The following is a 13,748-nucleotide window of genomic DNA, read 5'->3' as shown; positions in this document are numbered from 1 at the left end:
CGAAGCCTTTTCCTGTCCTCGTCCTCTCAGCGCGCGGTGCCACGCTCGACGGCTTCGAGGTTGAACACGGTCGCACCCGAAGCACGATAGGCCGCCGCCACGACCGCCAACGGCGCGTTGGACAGACCGTGATGGGGCGGCGGATCCGGGGGCTCCCCGACGGCGATCATCGGACCGGACATGACGAGGTGCGCCAGCCGGTCGAACGGGACCGGGCGGCTGTCGATCACGGGCAGACCGGCCGCGCGGCAGGCCTCCGGGATCTCGGTCTCGTCACCCCCCGACAGGCGGCCATCGCGTCCGAACCACAAGGTGAAGCCGCCCCGGCCGACGGCAAGGTGGCCGCCCTCCGTGCGCAGGGCCCGCGCGATCAGCGCGGCGTAAGCCGAGACGGTGCGCGGCATCACAGGGCCTCCGCACGGAACGGACGCTCGGCGCGCTCCGGATCGGCCGCGACCGATGCCGGGAAATTCGCAGCGTCCGACGGAAGGAAGGCGAGGAGGAAATCGGCGGCACGGGAGGCGGCTGAGGCCGCGCGCACCACCGCACGTTCGTCCGCGCGAAGAATCTGAAGCCAGGCACCGATGTAGTCGGCATGGCGGACGGTCGGCACGATCGACAGGCTGGCGCAGGTGAACGCCGCCGTCAGTTCGGCGACGAGTTCCTCCTGGGCGTAGGGCGCGGAGCCGAAGCGACCGGAGAGATCGCGCGCCAGGCGGTGCCCCGCGCCGGTCCAGTGACCGAGTTCGTGCAGGGCCGTCCGGTGCCAATCGATCGGCTGCCGAAAGCTGTGGGGCGGCGGCAGCCGCACGTGATCGGCGTCGATGTCGTAGAAGGCCCGGTCGCCGCCGATCCGCAGGTCGGCCCCGCTTCGGGCGATCAGCGTCTCGACCTGCGGACGAATGAGGCCGGGCGGCACCGTTGCGGCGGTCTCCCAGGCAGCGCCGGGCAGGCCGTCGCATTGCTCGGTGTTGAAGACCGTGAACCGCTTGAGGAAGGGGACGCTGCGGGCCGCATCGCCGTCGCGGTCCGCACGAACCCGTTCATCCCGCGGCGTGAAGCGGTCGGCATAGACGACCGACGTCCCGCGCTCGCCCCGGCGCACGCTGCCGCCGAGCGCCTGCGCTTGCCGGAAGGTGAGCCAGCCCTGGCCGGCGAAACCACGCTCCACCACGGCGCACCACAGGATCAGGATGTTGATGCCCGAGTAACGGCGACCGGTGGCGGCGTTGGCCGGCAGTCCGAGCGGCGCCCGAACGCGATCGGAGGTCCAGGGCTGGACCCAGGGCAGGCGACCGGCCTCCAGGTCGGCGAGGATGCGGTCGGTGACCTCGCGATACACGCTGGAGCGATCCGGAGCGGGCCGGGGAGGGGAGTGCGCCATCGGACAGGCTTTCGCGACGGGCGGCCGAGGAGCCTCTCTCCCGACCTCCAAACCCGTCGCGCGCCGCGCACCTGACCTCTTCCTCTCGACGCGACGCCCATCGGCCACCGCACCCGGCGTGATCCGCCCCGACCGAGACCATCGACCGGCGAATCGAGCGCACGTCCTAGCGCTGCTCGGCGCACCGTCCATCTGAACGACAGAGAGGCTTGGGGCTGGGACGCGCTCAGGGAGTGGGCGGGCGTCAGGCATCGCGCAACCAGGGATGTCGGCTCGGACCATTCGCCTGCCCAGGCGGATCACGTTCGTTGACGCCTCCGCATTCTACTCGCGTTGTTCGGATCGAATGGGGAGAGATGCACGGCTGAGACCGTGTTCACTGCAGCTGAGCCATCCTCCGTTTCTCGGGAGCCTCTGCGATAGGTCATAAAGGTACTGGATGCCGACTCTGCGCGGGCGAAGCTGATCCACAACGCGGGGGGATCCGTTCGTCGGTCGCACCGGGAGAGCATGCACGACTTCAATCTCGGGCAAAAACTCGGCCCCACCAAGCAAGTCATCAAGGCGTTCCGCGGGGTCCTGGCCACCACGCAGCAGGATGGCCTAGGGGCAAACCCAATCAGCTTGACGCTGCGATGATCTGCAGAGGGTGGGAAGCCACTGTTCAGCATCTGCCCGCTGAAGGACGGCTTCGCGCCACTTCCGGACCTTCCGCCAAAACCGCTGAAATGGCCGCTCTTCGCTCGCAAGCAGCCTCTGTATGGATTGGTCAAACCGGGAGACTGCAAGTTTTCAGGCCGGGTAGGCCGCGCCGCTTGGGCTGTCGGTCCGCGATTTCTTTCGCGGCACGGCGTACCTGCATGAGTTCATCTCGGTAATCGCGTTGCGACCGGATAGTGCATTCCAGTGAGCGGCAACGGGCGGCGAGGTGATCGAAGCCCAGACTTCCGGCCGCGGAGACGAGAATGTGAGCTTCTCGCGCGAGGGTCGCGGCATCGGCGCCGTCAACGAAGCTCGCCTTCAGCATCTCGATCAGGCGTTCCCGCAGCCGTTCGACGTGATCGGTGCCGATGAGGCGACAGAGTTCGGCCACCGTCTCCGGGTTGGCGGTCGGCGGTGCGTGGGCGTTGCTGTCAGGCATCGAGGGCTGCTCAGTGACGCCCGGGACGGACCACGCGCGGCCGGCGAGTGGTCCGCCCTTCACGGACGGCGGCGCCCAGGCCGATGCCTTCGCGAGGGCGGGCGCGCCGCCCTCTGCCGAGACGGGCTGGCGTCGCAGGAGGCTGGCGCGGCCGGCCTCTGTCACTGCCACCCGCATCCCCTGCAGGCAGGGCTCGCAGTGCACCAGCCCAGCCTGGGCGAGGGCGAGGACGGCCGCCATCCGGCTAGCGGGGGAATCCCCCGTCTCGTAGGCGAGATCGGTCGCGTCGCGGTGCAAGGTTAGGTCGCGCTCCGCGACGACGAGGAGCCGGAGGAGGCGTGAGGTGACGTCGGGCGCGGCATCCGGCGGCAGGGCGGCGCGGCGCTCGCGGAAGCCGCGGCTGGCCGCTGCCACCGCCGTCCAGGCCTCCGGGTCGCCGACTTGGAAGACGAGGTCGCAGGCCGGCCCGAGGCGGTCGGTCAGGGCGACGCTCGGCACGAGACCGGCCGGGCCGGCAGCGCGGAGGGCCCTCAGGGCACCGAGCCCGGCCTCATCGGCGACGAGAACGAGGTCGGCCTCGTCCGCGGAGGCGACGAGGCGGAACGCCTGGGACAGGGCCTCGACGGGGCCGGTCGCGCCCTCAGGGTACAGCAGGGCGGTGGGCCGAGCCTTCAGGCCGCGCCGTGCCCAGAGTTCGTCGGCGGGCGCGGACTGGGCTGCGGGGGCTGCGCGCTGCGCCAGCCGGTCGAGCGTCCCGAACAAGTCGGCCGGGCGCAGCGGCTTGACCAGGATCGCGTCGAACAGCTGGTCGGCGCCGCGGCGTGCGGCGAGGCCGTGGCGGTCGGCGGTGATGCCGACCAGGCGCAGGCGGCCGGCCGGCCGGGACAGCTCCTTCATCAAGCGGGCGAGCGCGTAGCCGTCCATCTCGGGCAGGTGATAGTCGATCAGCACTATGTCGTGCTCGCCCTCGGCGAGCCGGCGCAGACCCTGGAAGCCGTCGGCGGCGATCTCGACCCGGTCGCCGCGGCGCTCGCATAAGGCGCGGATCAGCTCCTGCGAACTCGGATCGTCCTCGACGAGGAGGATGCGGAGGCCGGTGCGGGCGTGCGCCTCGGCGGACGATTCGGATGCGGCGGAGGGGGGAAGCAGGGACGACATCGCGCTCAGGGCCGCGGGCGGGAGGGATCGGTCGCGGGGCCGCGCAGGGCCTCGGGCGGAAGGTCGATGGCGAGCCGGGCCGACGGCTCCGGCGCCGCGGTGGCACCTTGGACCGTCGCTGCAGCCGCTGCGAGGGCGGAGCGCGGGGCAGGCTCGAAATCGGCCCCGAGATAGCGCCGCCCGGACGGGTCCGGGGCGGGGGCCGGCAGAGGCGCGATCGCGGGGGCGGCCATGGAAGCGAGCGCGGCGGCGACCGGCTGCGCCTTCGCGCGGTGCGGACGCGGAACGGCTGCGACCGCTTCGCCCTGCCCGGCGGGGACGAGGCGCAGCCGGTCGACGGCGGCGGCCATGGCGTCGAAGGTGAGGTCGGAGCGGCACAGGCTGAGGCGCAGCGACAGCGGCTGGTCGGCGCCGGCAAAGCCGAGGGCCGGCGGTGCCTCGATCCACTGCCATGCGTAGAGGCAGCGCCGAGCGTCACCGTCGCGGCCGATCGCCAGACCGTAGGGGCCGTAGGCGTTCCGGGCGGGCCGCGTCACGACCTCCATGACTATCCCTGGAAGCGCGGCGGCCAACTCGTCGCGGATACCGTCCCGCGTCGGCTTCGGCGGCAGATCGGGCGAGGCGGCGCCCGCCGCCGGCCAGGCGGCAACGAGGCGGGCCGTACCGCCGGGGCTCGCGAACGTCACCCTTTGGGCGATTCCCTCGGGGCGTTCGGCGACCTGGATCTTCGACGGGCGGCCGATCCAGGTCGGGAGAGCCGCCACCGCGTGCCGGTCGAGGGGGCGGGCGACGGTGCCGTGGCCCGCCGCGAACTGGGCGTCGAGGCTGGCGTAGCGCGGCGCGGCGAGGGAGGCCATGTCGCGGCTCTGGCAGGCGCCGAGCAGGGCGAGCGGGAGGGTGAGCAAGAGTGTGAGGTTGGGCAGGAGCGGGCGGATCACGGGCGGTTCTCCTGACGGGCGGGCGGGCGGCGGATCGAGCCGGTGCGGTCGGCGTCGAGGGTTCGCCCGGCGGCCTCATGCGGGGCATTCAGGCGCTCGTCCGACCAGAGCGAGCCGACGGGTGCGGGCTTTTCGGCCGCGGTCGGACTGCTGGGGCCGTCCTCGCCGTTCCAGGCGGGTTTCAGCGCGAAGCCGAAGCGCTCGTAGGGCATCGGGCCGACGCCGGGGACGCGGCGGGCGATCGTGGGCGTCCGGGCGGAGACCTTCTGCGCCGGAAGGGCCGGATCGGCCTGGCCGGTGGGCGCGGCGCGCAGGTCGTTCTCCATCGCGACCGCGACCGGGAACTGGCTGCGCGCGATCTTAGGGAGCGCGACGTCCGGTGCGGCGGCCTCCTCGGCGGAGGGGACGCGCCCGGCTGGGGCGCGGGCGTCGAGGGCAAGCCAAGCGGAAGCCGGCTTCGGAGCGTGTTCCGGTTGCGGCCCGCACGGGGTCGGGCGATCGCCGGTGCGGAACAGGAGATCGACCACCTTCGGAAACAGGCCGTCGTAGCGGTTCACGACGTCGAGAAACGCCTTCTCCTGGTGCAGGCGCCGCAGGGTCAGGGCGTAGCCGTAGACGGTGGCCTCCTTCGGGAACCACGCGACCGCGCGCCGGAACCAGCCGAGCGCGGTGTCGAACTGGCAGTTGTTGTAGGCGTACCAAGCCAGCGCCTGCGCCCCCTCGCCGGAGGCGACGGACGCAGCGACCTGGGCGTAGCGCCGGAGCCGCTCGGCCTCGATCGGCGGCGGGTTCGTTCGCGTGAGGTCGGCCTCCAGCAGGTCGATGAACAGCAGCGTGTTGTTCACCAGCGGCTCGCGCCACACATAGGCGACCTCCTCGGCCTCGCGGCGGTAGCCGAGCCGGTCGAGGGTGTGGGCGAGGCCGTGGGCCACCATGGCGTCGCCGCCCCGAGACATCGCCCGCTTGAACCATGTCAGCGCGGTCGGGAAATCGCGGCGCTTGAACGCGAGCCACGCCACCAGGGCCGGCTGGTTCGGATCGCCCGCCGCCTCGGCGTAGGTCTCGAACGCCGCGAGGTCGTCGGGGGGCACCGTCTGACCCGCCTCGTCGTGCAGCACGGCCGCGATGCGCCCGCGGGTCAGGTCGGTGCGGATCGGGACACGCTCGTCCGCCGAAGAGAGGTCGGCGAGGCGGTCGATCTCGGCCATCGGCAGGAAGGCCATCGCCCGCAGCAGCACCGCGCGGCGGGCCTCGCCCTCGGCGCCAACGATCAGCCGCCGCAGCAGAGCGACGGCCTCCGGGGCGCGCTCGGTGCGGCCGAGCGCTTCGGCGATCGCCAGCGTCAGTTCGAGGTCGCCGGATTCGGCCTCGGCCCGGCGGCGCTCGACGGTGGCGGCGAGATCGGCCCAGCGCCCCGCCTTGGCGAGCGCCAGGACGGTGCGGCGCAAGTCGCGGCGCACTATCGCGCGGGTCAGCGCGGCGGAGGGCTTCCAGCCGGGCTCGGTGCGGGCGCGCTCGGCGAGCGCCGTTTGTAGGTCGGTGAGACGGTCGGCGCCCAAGAGATCCCAGAGCGGGCCTTCGTCCTCGCCGCCGGGCTCGGCGGTCCAGAGGTCGGCCGGGGGCTGCCAGCCCGGATGCTGGCGGCGCAGGCGCGCGCTCTCGGCGGCGACGCGCGCCTCCTGCTTCTGCGCGGCGTAGTAGCGGAGCGCCGTCTCGTCGGGCCGGTCGGCCGCGGGCTGCGCGAGGGCGGGCGCGAGGCCCGCGGCGGTAAGCGCGAGTATCGGCGCCCAAATCAACGCGGCGCGCATGCGGAAAACCTCGTGCGGAGTGCGGCGAGCGCCAGCAGGTGCAGGGTGAGGGGATAGTAGTTCTGCTCCGCCCGCGGGGTGCGGAGCACGGCCGGGAACGGCGTGCCGCGCGCGGCGCAGGCGGCGAGCGCGGGCAGCGCGGCGTAGCCCGGCTCGACGAGGCGGTCGCTGACCGCACCCGCCGCGATGTCGGCGAGCGCCGGCCCGGCCTTGCCCTCCCACAGCGCCAGGAAGGGAGCGTAGAGATCGGGCTCGGTCACGCCGGCCATCGCCAGATAGAGCGGGATGCGGATCGCGTTGTAGGAGAACTGCGCCGGAAACCCGTCGGCCGGGCGCGGGGCGGGACCGGCGAGCGAGACCCAGTCGCTCGGCAGCCGCGCCGGCCCGAATCGCGCGGCGGCGATCAGGCGCCGTCCGCTGCGCGCAAGCCCGGCCCAGTCGAATTCCGGGGCGAGCCCGGTGACGCGATCGAAGGCCGGAAACACCCAGTAGGACAGGTTGACCACGGGGCCGTCGGCCCGCTCCTCGGCGGAGAAGCCGGACATCCCCGGCAGCAGCAGCGGCCCCTGCGCAGCGCGCGGCAGGATCTGCTTGCGGCCGAGTTCGACCGCGATGCGGCGGCCCGCGACCCGGTGGGAGGGCTCGCCCCAGGCCTGCACCGCCTCGGCCAGGGCCCAGGCGACGAGGAGGTCGCCATCGGAGGCGTTGTTCAGGTCGGCCACCGCCGGGCGCCGCTCGGGCTCCCAGCGCCACGCGAGCAACTGGTCGTCGCGCACCATCAGGTTGGCCCGCGTCCAGGTCCAGATCCGCTCAAAGGTCGCGCGGTCGTCGGCGGCGACGGCGAGCAGCATGCCGTAGCCCTGGCCCTCCGAATGGCTGATGCCGCCGTTGCCGGTATCGACCACGCGCCCCTGCGGGGTGACGAAGCGCTCGCGATAGGCGCGCCAGCCGTCCTGACCGGCGAGCGAGCCGGCGAAGGCGACGGCCGGCTCGGCACGGGCCGGATGATGCGCGGCGAGGGCCAGCATCAGCGCAAAGGTCACAAAGAATCTCATGACGACCTCCGGCCGAGCTGGCGCACGAGGAGGCGCGAAAAGCCGGCGAGGCAGGCGGCGACGAGGAGGGCGGCGAGCCCGTAGAAGCCGGCGTTGAGCGAGAGCCATCCGGCCAGCACGCGGCGGAGGTTGGCGAGCGAGGGTGGTGCGGTCGGCACGTAGCGCGGCGCCTCGGCGGGCCGCACGACGACGGTGCCGTCGGCGGCCGAGAGCATGGCGAGCCGTCCCTGCGGCCGGCTCCAGACCCGCGGATGGACGAGGCAATCGACCGCGTCGCGGAGTGCCGCGGGGCTCGGCGCCGTGACGAGGGTGAGGAGGTCGTCGGTTTGCGGGCCGGTCACCGCCTGCGCCAGCACCGCGGAGGCGCCGCCGAGATCGGGCGCCGCCTCGGCGGGCGCCTCCGGCGCGGCCGGGCGCGGCGCGCGGCAGGCGGCGATGCCGTCCTGGCGCAGCGCCCGGCGGCGGGCGGCGGGGGTGGCCGCGGCGGCCGCCATGGCCTCGCGGCCGGTCCAGGCCTCGCGCAGGGCCTGCGGATCGAGACCAGCGGCCGTGACGGTGGCCGGATCGAGCAGGCGGGCCGGGGCGACCATCACGGTCGGGCCCTCGGCACTGCCGCGCCCGGCCGCGAAGGCGAAGGGGATCGGCCGCCCCGCCGCCACCGCGAGCCGGGCCGCGACGGTTGCGGCGGCGGCCATGCTGTCGCGGTCGGGGGCCGGAACCGCGAGCGTCGGGCGGCGCGCGCCCTCCGCGTAGGGGAAGCCGGCCTCCAGCGAGGCGGCGAGTTCGGGCTGGCGGGCGATCCGCGCCAGCGGCGGGATCGTGAGCCGCGTGCTCGCCGCGAGACGCAGCCGCTCGGGCGCAACGGCGTGGTCTGTGCAGGCGGCGTCCTGCGCCCGCGGCAGCTCGGCCAGGATCGTCACGTGGTTGAGGCCGGGCCGCAGCAGCCGCAGCGGCAGCAGGACCGTACGGCGGGCAAAGCTCTCACCCCGCGGCTTGGCCAGCGGCGTGCTGCCGGCGCTGGCCCCGTTGATCTCGACGCTGATGCGGGCCTCCGGGTCGAGCCCGGCCGCGTAGGCGCCGTCGAGATCGAGCGTCAGCCGGTCGTAATCGGCCGCCAGGATGTCATGGGGCAGCGCGAGGTCGAACTCGATGCGGTGACTGCGGGCGCTGACGCGCTGGTCGGCGAAACCGAGATCGGCGAGCGTCAGGGCGACGCCGCCCTCGACCGGGCGGCCCTCGGCTTCCGCGAGCGCGCGCAGGCCCGCCGGGGTGCCGGGCGGCGCTGCCACGCGGCGGCGGGCGAGTTCGACTAGTGCCGCATCGACTTCCGCCTCGTCGCGGCCGGTGGCGACGAGGGTCGCGGCGCGTCCGTTCGCAGCGGGCAGCAGCGCCAGCACCGGCCCGGTGACGGCCCCGAGGCTCGACAGATCGATCTTTTCCGCGAGTTCGCCCGCGGGGGCCGCCGCCAGCGCGAGACCGTCGCCGTCCGTATTCGTGACGAACTGCGCCCGCGGCTGGCCGAAGCGCCCGGCGAGCACCGTCGCCTGCAATGCAGCGAGCAGGTGCTCGACCCCGCGGGCGGAGAGGCGCCCTCCGGCCTGGATCAGGCGGATCGGCATGGCGCCGTCGGCCGCGAGGGGGAAGGCTGCGAGATCGTCGAGGCCGGGCAAAACCTCGGCGGCGGGGAGGAAGCCGGTGGTGTCTCGGTCGATCTGGGTCCACAGCTCGTAGGTGGCGGCGACCGAGCAATCGACCCGGTGGCGCTGGACCACGCCTACCCGCACCGCGTTGACGCCGCGGGCGAGGAGCCCCGGCGGCACGTCGAAGGCGACATTGCGCGGCTCGCGGGCGCCGTCGATGGCGACCCCGCCGATCTCGGTGCCGTTGATCGAGACCGTCAGGGTCGAAGCCTCGGGCAGCACCGAAATCGCCGAGAGGTAGCCGAGTTGGAAGCGCCCGCCGGCGCGCGCCTCGGCCTCCGTCACGGTGAGCGGGAGCGTGACCGCGCCGTTCTCGCCCGCGAGCCGCAGGGAGGCGGCGACCGAGCCCGGCCGGCGCAAAACGGGCGCCGAACGGGTGGGGGCTTCGGCCGCGGCCTCCCGGCCGGGGGCCTGCGGCAGCAGCATCGGCCGGGCCGGGCCGTAGCCCGAAAAGCTCTGCGCGGCGGCGGCGGTGCCGCCGAGCAGGGCGAGGACGAGGGGAAGGGCAAAGCGCATCGCGGACATCTCAGGCGACCCGCCGCATGGCGGCGCCGCGGGAGGCCGGATCGCGCCGCTCGCTCGGCAGCTCCGGCGTGGGGTGGGCTTCCGGCACGGGGTGGGCGTCCGGCACGGTGAGGATGGCGGCGGCGGGGCTCGCCGTCGCGGAGGTGTGCCGGCCCGCCTCGATCCTGCGCTCGGCGGCGGCGAGCGCGGCGATGCAGGCCCGCCATTCCGCCGGCTCGAACCCGGTGACGACCATGCCGGCCGGGAGGGCCTCCTGCTTGCTCAGGGCCTCGACCGCCTCGCGCCACGCCTCGGCCGTGAAGGGCACGGGCGGTGCGGCCGTCGCATCGGCCTGGCGGATCGCATGGGGGGCGATGTGCGGCTCGACCGGCAGGGTCGCGGGGGCCGGCGCTTGCGGCGTCTCGCGCTCCGCGACCAGGACTTCGGCGGGTGCCGCTGCGGGGGCGAGCGGGAGGGCGTCCGCCGTCCGGTGGCGCAGGGCCGCGACGGCGTAGGCGGCGGCGCGGACCGGCTCGGTGAGGCCCCAGCCGAGCAGCCGAAGCGAACCCGTCAGCAGGTTCTCGTGCCGGCGACGGCCGGCGAGGAAGGCGCGCAGCGGCGCCGGATCGCCGTAGATCAGGTCGGCCAGGGTGAAGGCGGCGGCGGGCGTCAGCGCCTCGACCGTCACGGTGAGGCGATCCCCCGTGCCGCTCGGGCAGGCGACGGTGAGGGGCGCGGGCACCGGGCGGCCGGGGACGGGTTTGAGCGTCAGGATGCCGGAGGCCGGCGCGCGGGCGCCCCAGGCGGCGCCGTCGCGGCGGCGCAGGAGGCAGGTCTCGGCGGCCGCCCGCTCGACCGTGACCGCTATCACCTCGCCCCCGAGGTCGAGCCGGGCGCACCGGGCGGTCGGCAGGCTCGCATGGGTTTCGCTCCGGCGCCGCTCGGCGACGACGCCGAGAGCGGCGCCCGCGATGACGAGGTTGAACAGGCACCACAGGCCGACCACGAGCATCAGGCTGGTGACGCCGGGCTCGTAGAGGTAGCGCCACGCCGCCGTGGCGCAGCCCGCCGCGAGCAGGCCGAAGATCGCGAAGTACGGACCGGCGAGCGAAGAGAGGCGGTCGCCGTCGAGGCCGGCGCCCTTGTTCGTCACGTTGAAATGGGGTTTCCGCGGCGAGATTAGCACCGAGGCGATGGAGCGGATCAGGTAGACGCCCTGGACGTATTCGTAGAGTTCCGACACCCACGGCCAGCGCAGGCGGCCGTAGAGGTAGTTCTGCATCATCATGTTGGCGACGACGTAGGTCGCCGTGAAGGCCACGGCCTCGTCGATCGAGGCGACAAAGATCTTCACGTCGAAGAAGATGTGCAGCAGCGGCGCCAGCATGAAGATCAGGCGCGGCAGGGGAAAGAACCAGAACGCCATGCTCGACAGGTAGGACAGGCGCTGGATCGCCCCGAGGCCCGGCTTCGTCAGCGGGTTCTTGAGGATGAGGATCTGGAACATGCCCTGGCACCAGCGGGCGCGCTGGCCGATGAAGTCGGCGAAGGTGTCGGGCTGCAGGCCGGCGATGAGCGGCTTGTCGACAAAGGCGCTGGTCCAGCCGCGCGCATGCAGCTCGAAGGCGGTCTCGCAATCCTCGGTGATGGTGACGCCGGAGAAGCCGCCGACCTCATCCAGCGCAGAGCGCCGCAACAGGGCCGCCGAGCCGCAGAAGAACGAGGCGTTCCACTTGTCGAGGCCGCGCTGGGTCAGCCCGTAGAACATCTCGTTCTCGGACGGCATCCGGCCGAAGGTGCGCAGGTTCCGTTCGATCGGGTCCGGGTTGAGGAAGACGTGCGGGGTCTGGACGAGGAACAGCTTGGGGTCGGCCGAAAACAGCCCGACCGTCTCGCGCAGGAATGGGCGGAACGGCGCGTGATCGGCGTCGAGTACCAGCACCAGCTCACCGGTCGCGGCGGCCAGCCCCGCATTGAGGTTGCCGGCCTTGGCGTGCTCGTTTCTTTGCCGCGCGAGGTAGCGGACACCCAGATCGGCGCAGAGAGTCTGGAGGCTCGCCCGGCGCTCCCGCGCGGCGGCGGCGCGGGCCGGATCGGGGTCGGCGCATTTCTGGTCGGTGCCGCCGTCGTCGAGCAGCCAAACCGTAACGCGCTCTGCTGGGTACTCGAGCTGGCGGGCGGCGGCGAGCGTCAACGCGAGGATGTCGGCGGGTTCGTTGTAGCTCGGGACGAAGACATCGACGGTGGGAAGGGCCGCCTCCGGCAGGAGCGTCGCCGCCGGGCGCTCCAGCGGGTCGGCGTTGACGATCAGGCTGACCGTAAGGATCAGCACGCAGTAGAGTTCGGCCGCCAGCAGCACGAGCCCGAGACCGAGGCCCACCGGGTCGTCGAGGGCGGGCAGCGTGCCGGCGAGCCGCCAGTAGAGGTAGCGTCCGACCACCAGCATCGCCAGCGCGATGAAGGCCATCCGGGGCAGGCCGCGGGGCGGGCACAGTAGCCACAGCGCCAGCATGCCGCCGCAGGCCGCCGCGAAGAGGGCGAGCTGGGCGTTCGATGCCACTGGCTGGGCCACGAGGGCGAGCGCCAGGGCCGCGCTGACGCCCCAGGCCGCCCAGGTGAGGGCGAGGTTGCGGCGCGGCGCCGTCGAGGCGGGGGTGGCCATCAGAAGCCCGTCCGCAGATCGACAGTGGTGTAGAGGCCGCCTTTGCGGGCGTGGTCGTGGAGGTAGCCCGCCGACAGGCCGAGCTGCATCGCCCCGAAGGTCAGGCCCGACAAGTGCACGCCGGCGCGCCACTGGCGGTAATAGTCGTCGCCCAGAAGCGCGAATTCCGGCCCGACGTACCCGCCGGCAAACGCCGCGATGCCGCCGCGCAGGCGGCCGTAATAGGCGTTGAACGCGGTGGAGTAGGTGCCGGTCGCGTGGATCATCGTGAAGGCGGTCGGCTGGGCGTAGTAGTCGAGCGCGGCCTTGAGCCCGACCGCGACCGTCTCGGACGGCGTGTCCGCATCGAACCGCGACAGGGCGTTGCGGCGCAGGTTCAGCCCGACGAAGCCGGACAGCACGGCGTCCCGGCTCGCCCAGGCATAGCCCGCCATGGCGGCGATCTCGGCCTGGTCGCCGAGCGCGTTATTCGTGCCCCCGCTGCCGGCCCGGTACGAGCCGATCAGCCCGTCGAGGCGCACCCGCGGCCCGCTGACCGTGAGGTCGTCCCGCGGAGCCGCCGTCAGCGTGGCGGACGCGAACTGCGAGCCCTGCGAGGACAGCGTGGCGGAGGCATCGACCGCCACGATCCAGGCGTCGCGCTCCGCGGGCGTGACCGCCCCGGTGTACCAATCGGCCGCGCACGCGGCACCGCTCGCGCCGACGGCCATCGCCGCGGCACAGCCGAGAACTGAAGAATGCATGTCGGAACGCCACCTGACCTGCGTGACGCGCCGAAAATCGAGCCCGCGGCCTTAACGGGTCCTTGCCAAGAAGCCCTCAATCCACGAACGCGGCGAGCTAGATCGAATAGCAAAGGGATTAGGTCGAGTGGTAAACGTGCGACCAAGTGCGATGTGGCCATCCCGTCTGCATCGGTTGAGCGCCCATGGAGATTGCAGATGGTAAACCCACGGTGGCCAGCATGGTCAAGCTGCCGCAAGGCAGAGAAGAATATGAGCTAGGGCTCTGTAAGGTCCGCTTCCTAACCAGGCTGTGTGAAAACGTGCTGATCTGGTAGAGTAAATCCCGATCTGGGGAGGTCGGGATGAAGCGCTTCATCGCAGGCGAGGATCGTCAGCAGATCACGCTCCTTCCCGACTGCCTGGACGACTACATCACCGCCGACAATCCGGTTCGCCTTGTCGAAGTGTTCGTCGATGAGCTCGATCTGGGCCGGCTCGGCTTCGCGGGCGCGGTACCGGAGGCCACGGGCCGTCCAGCCTACCATCCAGCGACTCTGCTGAAGATTTACGTATACGGCTACCTCAACCGCGTTCCGTCGAGCCGCCGCCTCGAACGCGAGAGCCAGCGCAACATCGAACTGATCTGGCTGACCGGCCGGCTGATGCCCGACTT

The 13,748-nt window shown here is 72.8% G+C and carries 11 protein-coding genes; 2 read left to right on the top strand and 9 right to left on the bottom strand.

Going from position 1 to position 13,748, the window contains the following annotated elements; translation table 11 throughout:
- Positions 1 to 26: 26 nt before the first annotated feature.
- Together BM140_RS18485 and BM140_RS18480 are read right to left on the bottom strand one after the other, a co-directional pair.
- Positions 27 to 404, bottom strand: coding sequence for a hypothetical protein (locus BM140_RS18485; RefSeq protein WP_091949832.1), 378 nt, complete (start codon positions 402 to 404; stop codon positions 27 to 29).
- Positions 404 to 1,384, bottom strand: a complete 981-nt coding sequence (locus BM140_RS18480) for an ArdC family protein (protein ID WP_063987026.1) — start codon at positions 1,382 to 1,384, stop codon at positions 404 to 406. Before BM140_RS18480 ends, BM140_RS18485 begins: the two co-directional genes overlap by 1 nt.
- Before the next feature lie 510 nt (positions 1,385 to 1,894).
- On the opposite strand from BM140_RS18480, the gene BM140_RS26620 reads away from it, so the two are divergent.
- Complete coding sequence (locus tag BM140_RS26620) at positions 1,895 to 2,023, top strand: hypothetical protein (RefSeq protein ID WP_280142606.1); 129 nt, start codon at positions 1,895 to 1,897, stop codon at positions 2,021 to 2,023.
- A 130-nt stretch (positions 2,024 to 2,153) separates the two neighbouring features.
- Here BM140_RS26620 and BM140_RS18475 read toward each other — a convergent pair whose 3' ends face one another.
- From BM140_RS18475 to bcsS, 7 genes are read right to left on the bottom strand one after another with little or no spacing between them, the layout of a single operon-like run.
- Complete coding sequence (locus BM140_RS18475; protein WP_114436008.1) at positions 2,154 to 3,683, bottom strand: response regulator; 1,530 nt, start codon at positions 3,681 to 3,683, stop codon at positions 2,154 to 2,156.
- Positions 3,684 to 3,688: 5 nt separating this feature from the next.
- A complete protein-coding gene (bcsN, locus tag BM140_RS25195) occupies positions 3,689 to 4,621 on the bottom strand; it encodes a cellulose biosynthesis protein BcsN (RefSeq protein ID WP_114436007.1) in 933 nt (310 codons plus the stop codon).
- Entirely contained in the window at positions 4,618 to 6,429 is a 1,812-nt protein-coding gene (locus BM140_RS18465) for a hypothetical protein (RefSeq protein WP_091949826.1), read from the bottom strand. Before BM140_RS18465 ends, bcsN begins: the two co-directional genes overlap by 4 nt.
- Positions 6,414 to 7,484: a family 8 glycosyl hydrolase gene (locus BM140_RS18460; RefSeq protein ID WP_091949824.1), complete on the bottom strand. Its 1,071-nt coding sequence runs from the start codon at positions 7,482 to 7,484 to the stop codon at positions 6,414 to 6,416. The genes BM140_RS18465 and BM140_RS18460 overlap by 16 nt, the downstream gene beginning before the upstream one ends.
- The gene (locus BM140_RS18455) at positions 7,481 to 9,700 is read right to left on the bottom strand and encodes a cellulose biosynthesis cyclic di-GMP-binding regulatory protein BcsB (RefSeq protein ID WP_165616494.1); all 2,220 of its coding nucleotides are present in this window, start codon (positions 9,698 to 9,700) and stop codon (positions 7,481 to 7,483) included. Before BM140_RS18455 ends, BM140_RS18460 begins: the two co-directional genes overlap by 4 nt.
- A gap of 10 nt (positions 9,701 to 9,710) precedes the next feature.
- Positions 9,711 to 12,350: a UDP-forming cellulose synthase catalytic subunit gene (bcsA, locus tag BM140_RS18450; protein WP_091949819.1), complete on the bottom strand. Its 2,640-nt coding sequence runs from the start codon at positions 12,348 to 12,350 to the stop codon at positions 9,711 to 9,713.
- Positions 12,350 to 13,093 carry a cellulose biosynthesis protein BcsS gene (bcsS, locus tag BM140_RS18445; protein ID WP_091949817.1) on the bottom strand — a complete coding sequence of 248 codons (744 nt, stop codon included), beginning with the start codon at positions 13,091 to 13,093 and terminating at the stop codon, positions 12,350 to 12,352. Before bcsS ends, bcsA begins: the two co-directional genes overlap by 1 nt.
- A 344-nt stretch (positions 13,094 to 13,437) precedes the next feature.
- Between bcsS and BM140_RS18440 the strand changes: the two genes are divergently transcribed.
- A partial coding sequence (locus tag BM140_RS18440) for a transposase (RefSeq protein ID WP_131803884.1) occupies positions 13,438 to 13,748 on the top strand: 311 nt, incomplete at its 3' end.

This window comes from Methylorubrum salsuginis (assembly GCF_900114375.1).
Lineage (GTDB): Bacteria > Pseudomonadota > Alphaproteobacteria > Rhizobiales > Beijerinckiaceae > Methylobacterium > Methylobacterium salsuginis.
Note: the sequence above shows the minus strand (reverse complement) of the source record. Positions and strands in the feature narration are given on the sequence as shown.

Excerpts from the sequence above, each read along its gene's own strand:
- BM140_RS18485 (WP_091949832.1), bottom strand. The coding sequence starts at position 404 with ATGCCGCGCACCGTCTCGGCTTACGCCGCGCTGATCGCGCGGGCCCTG.
- BM140_RS18480 (WP_063987026.1), bottom strand. The coding sequence starts at position 1,384 with ATGGCGCACTCCCCTCCCCGGCCCGCTCCGGATCGCTCCAGCGTGTAT.
- BM140_RS26620 (WP_280142606.1), top strand. The coding sequence starts at position 1,895 with ATGCACGACTTCAATCTCGGGCAAAAACTCGGCCCCACCAAGCAAGTC.
- BM140_RS18475 (WP_114436008.1), bottom strand. The coding sequence starts at position 3,683 with ATGTCGTCCCTGCTTCCCCCCTCCGCCGCATCCGAATCGTCCGCCGAG.
- BM140_RS18465 (WP_091949826.1), bottom strand. The coding sequence starts at position 6,429 with ATGCGCGCCGCGTTGATTTGGGCGCCGATACTCGCGCTTACCGCCGCG.
- BM140_RS18460 (WP_091949824.1), bottom strand. The coding sequence starts at position 7,484 with ATGAGATTCTTTGTGACCTTTGCGCTGATGCTGGCCCTCGCCGCGCAT.
- BM140_RS18455 (WP_165616494.1), bottom strand. The coding sequence starts at position 9,700 with ATGCGCTTTGCCCTTCCCCTCGTCCTCGCCCTGCTCGGCGGCACCGCC.
- bcsA (WP_091949819.1), bottom strand. The coding sequence starts at position 12,350 with ATGGCCACCCCCGCCTCGACGGCGCCGCGCCGCAACCTCGCCCTCACC.
- bcsS (WP_091949817.1), bottom strand. The coding sequence starts at position 13,093 with ATGCATTCTTCAGTTCTCGGCTGTGCCGCGGCGATGGCCGTCGGCGCG.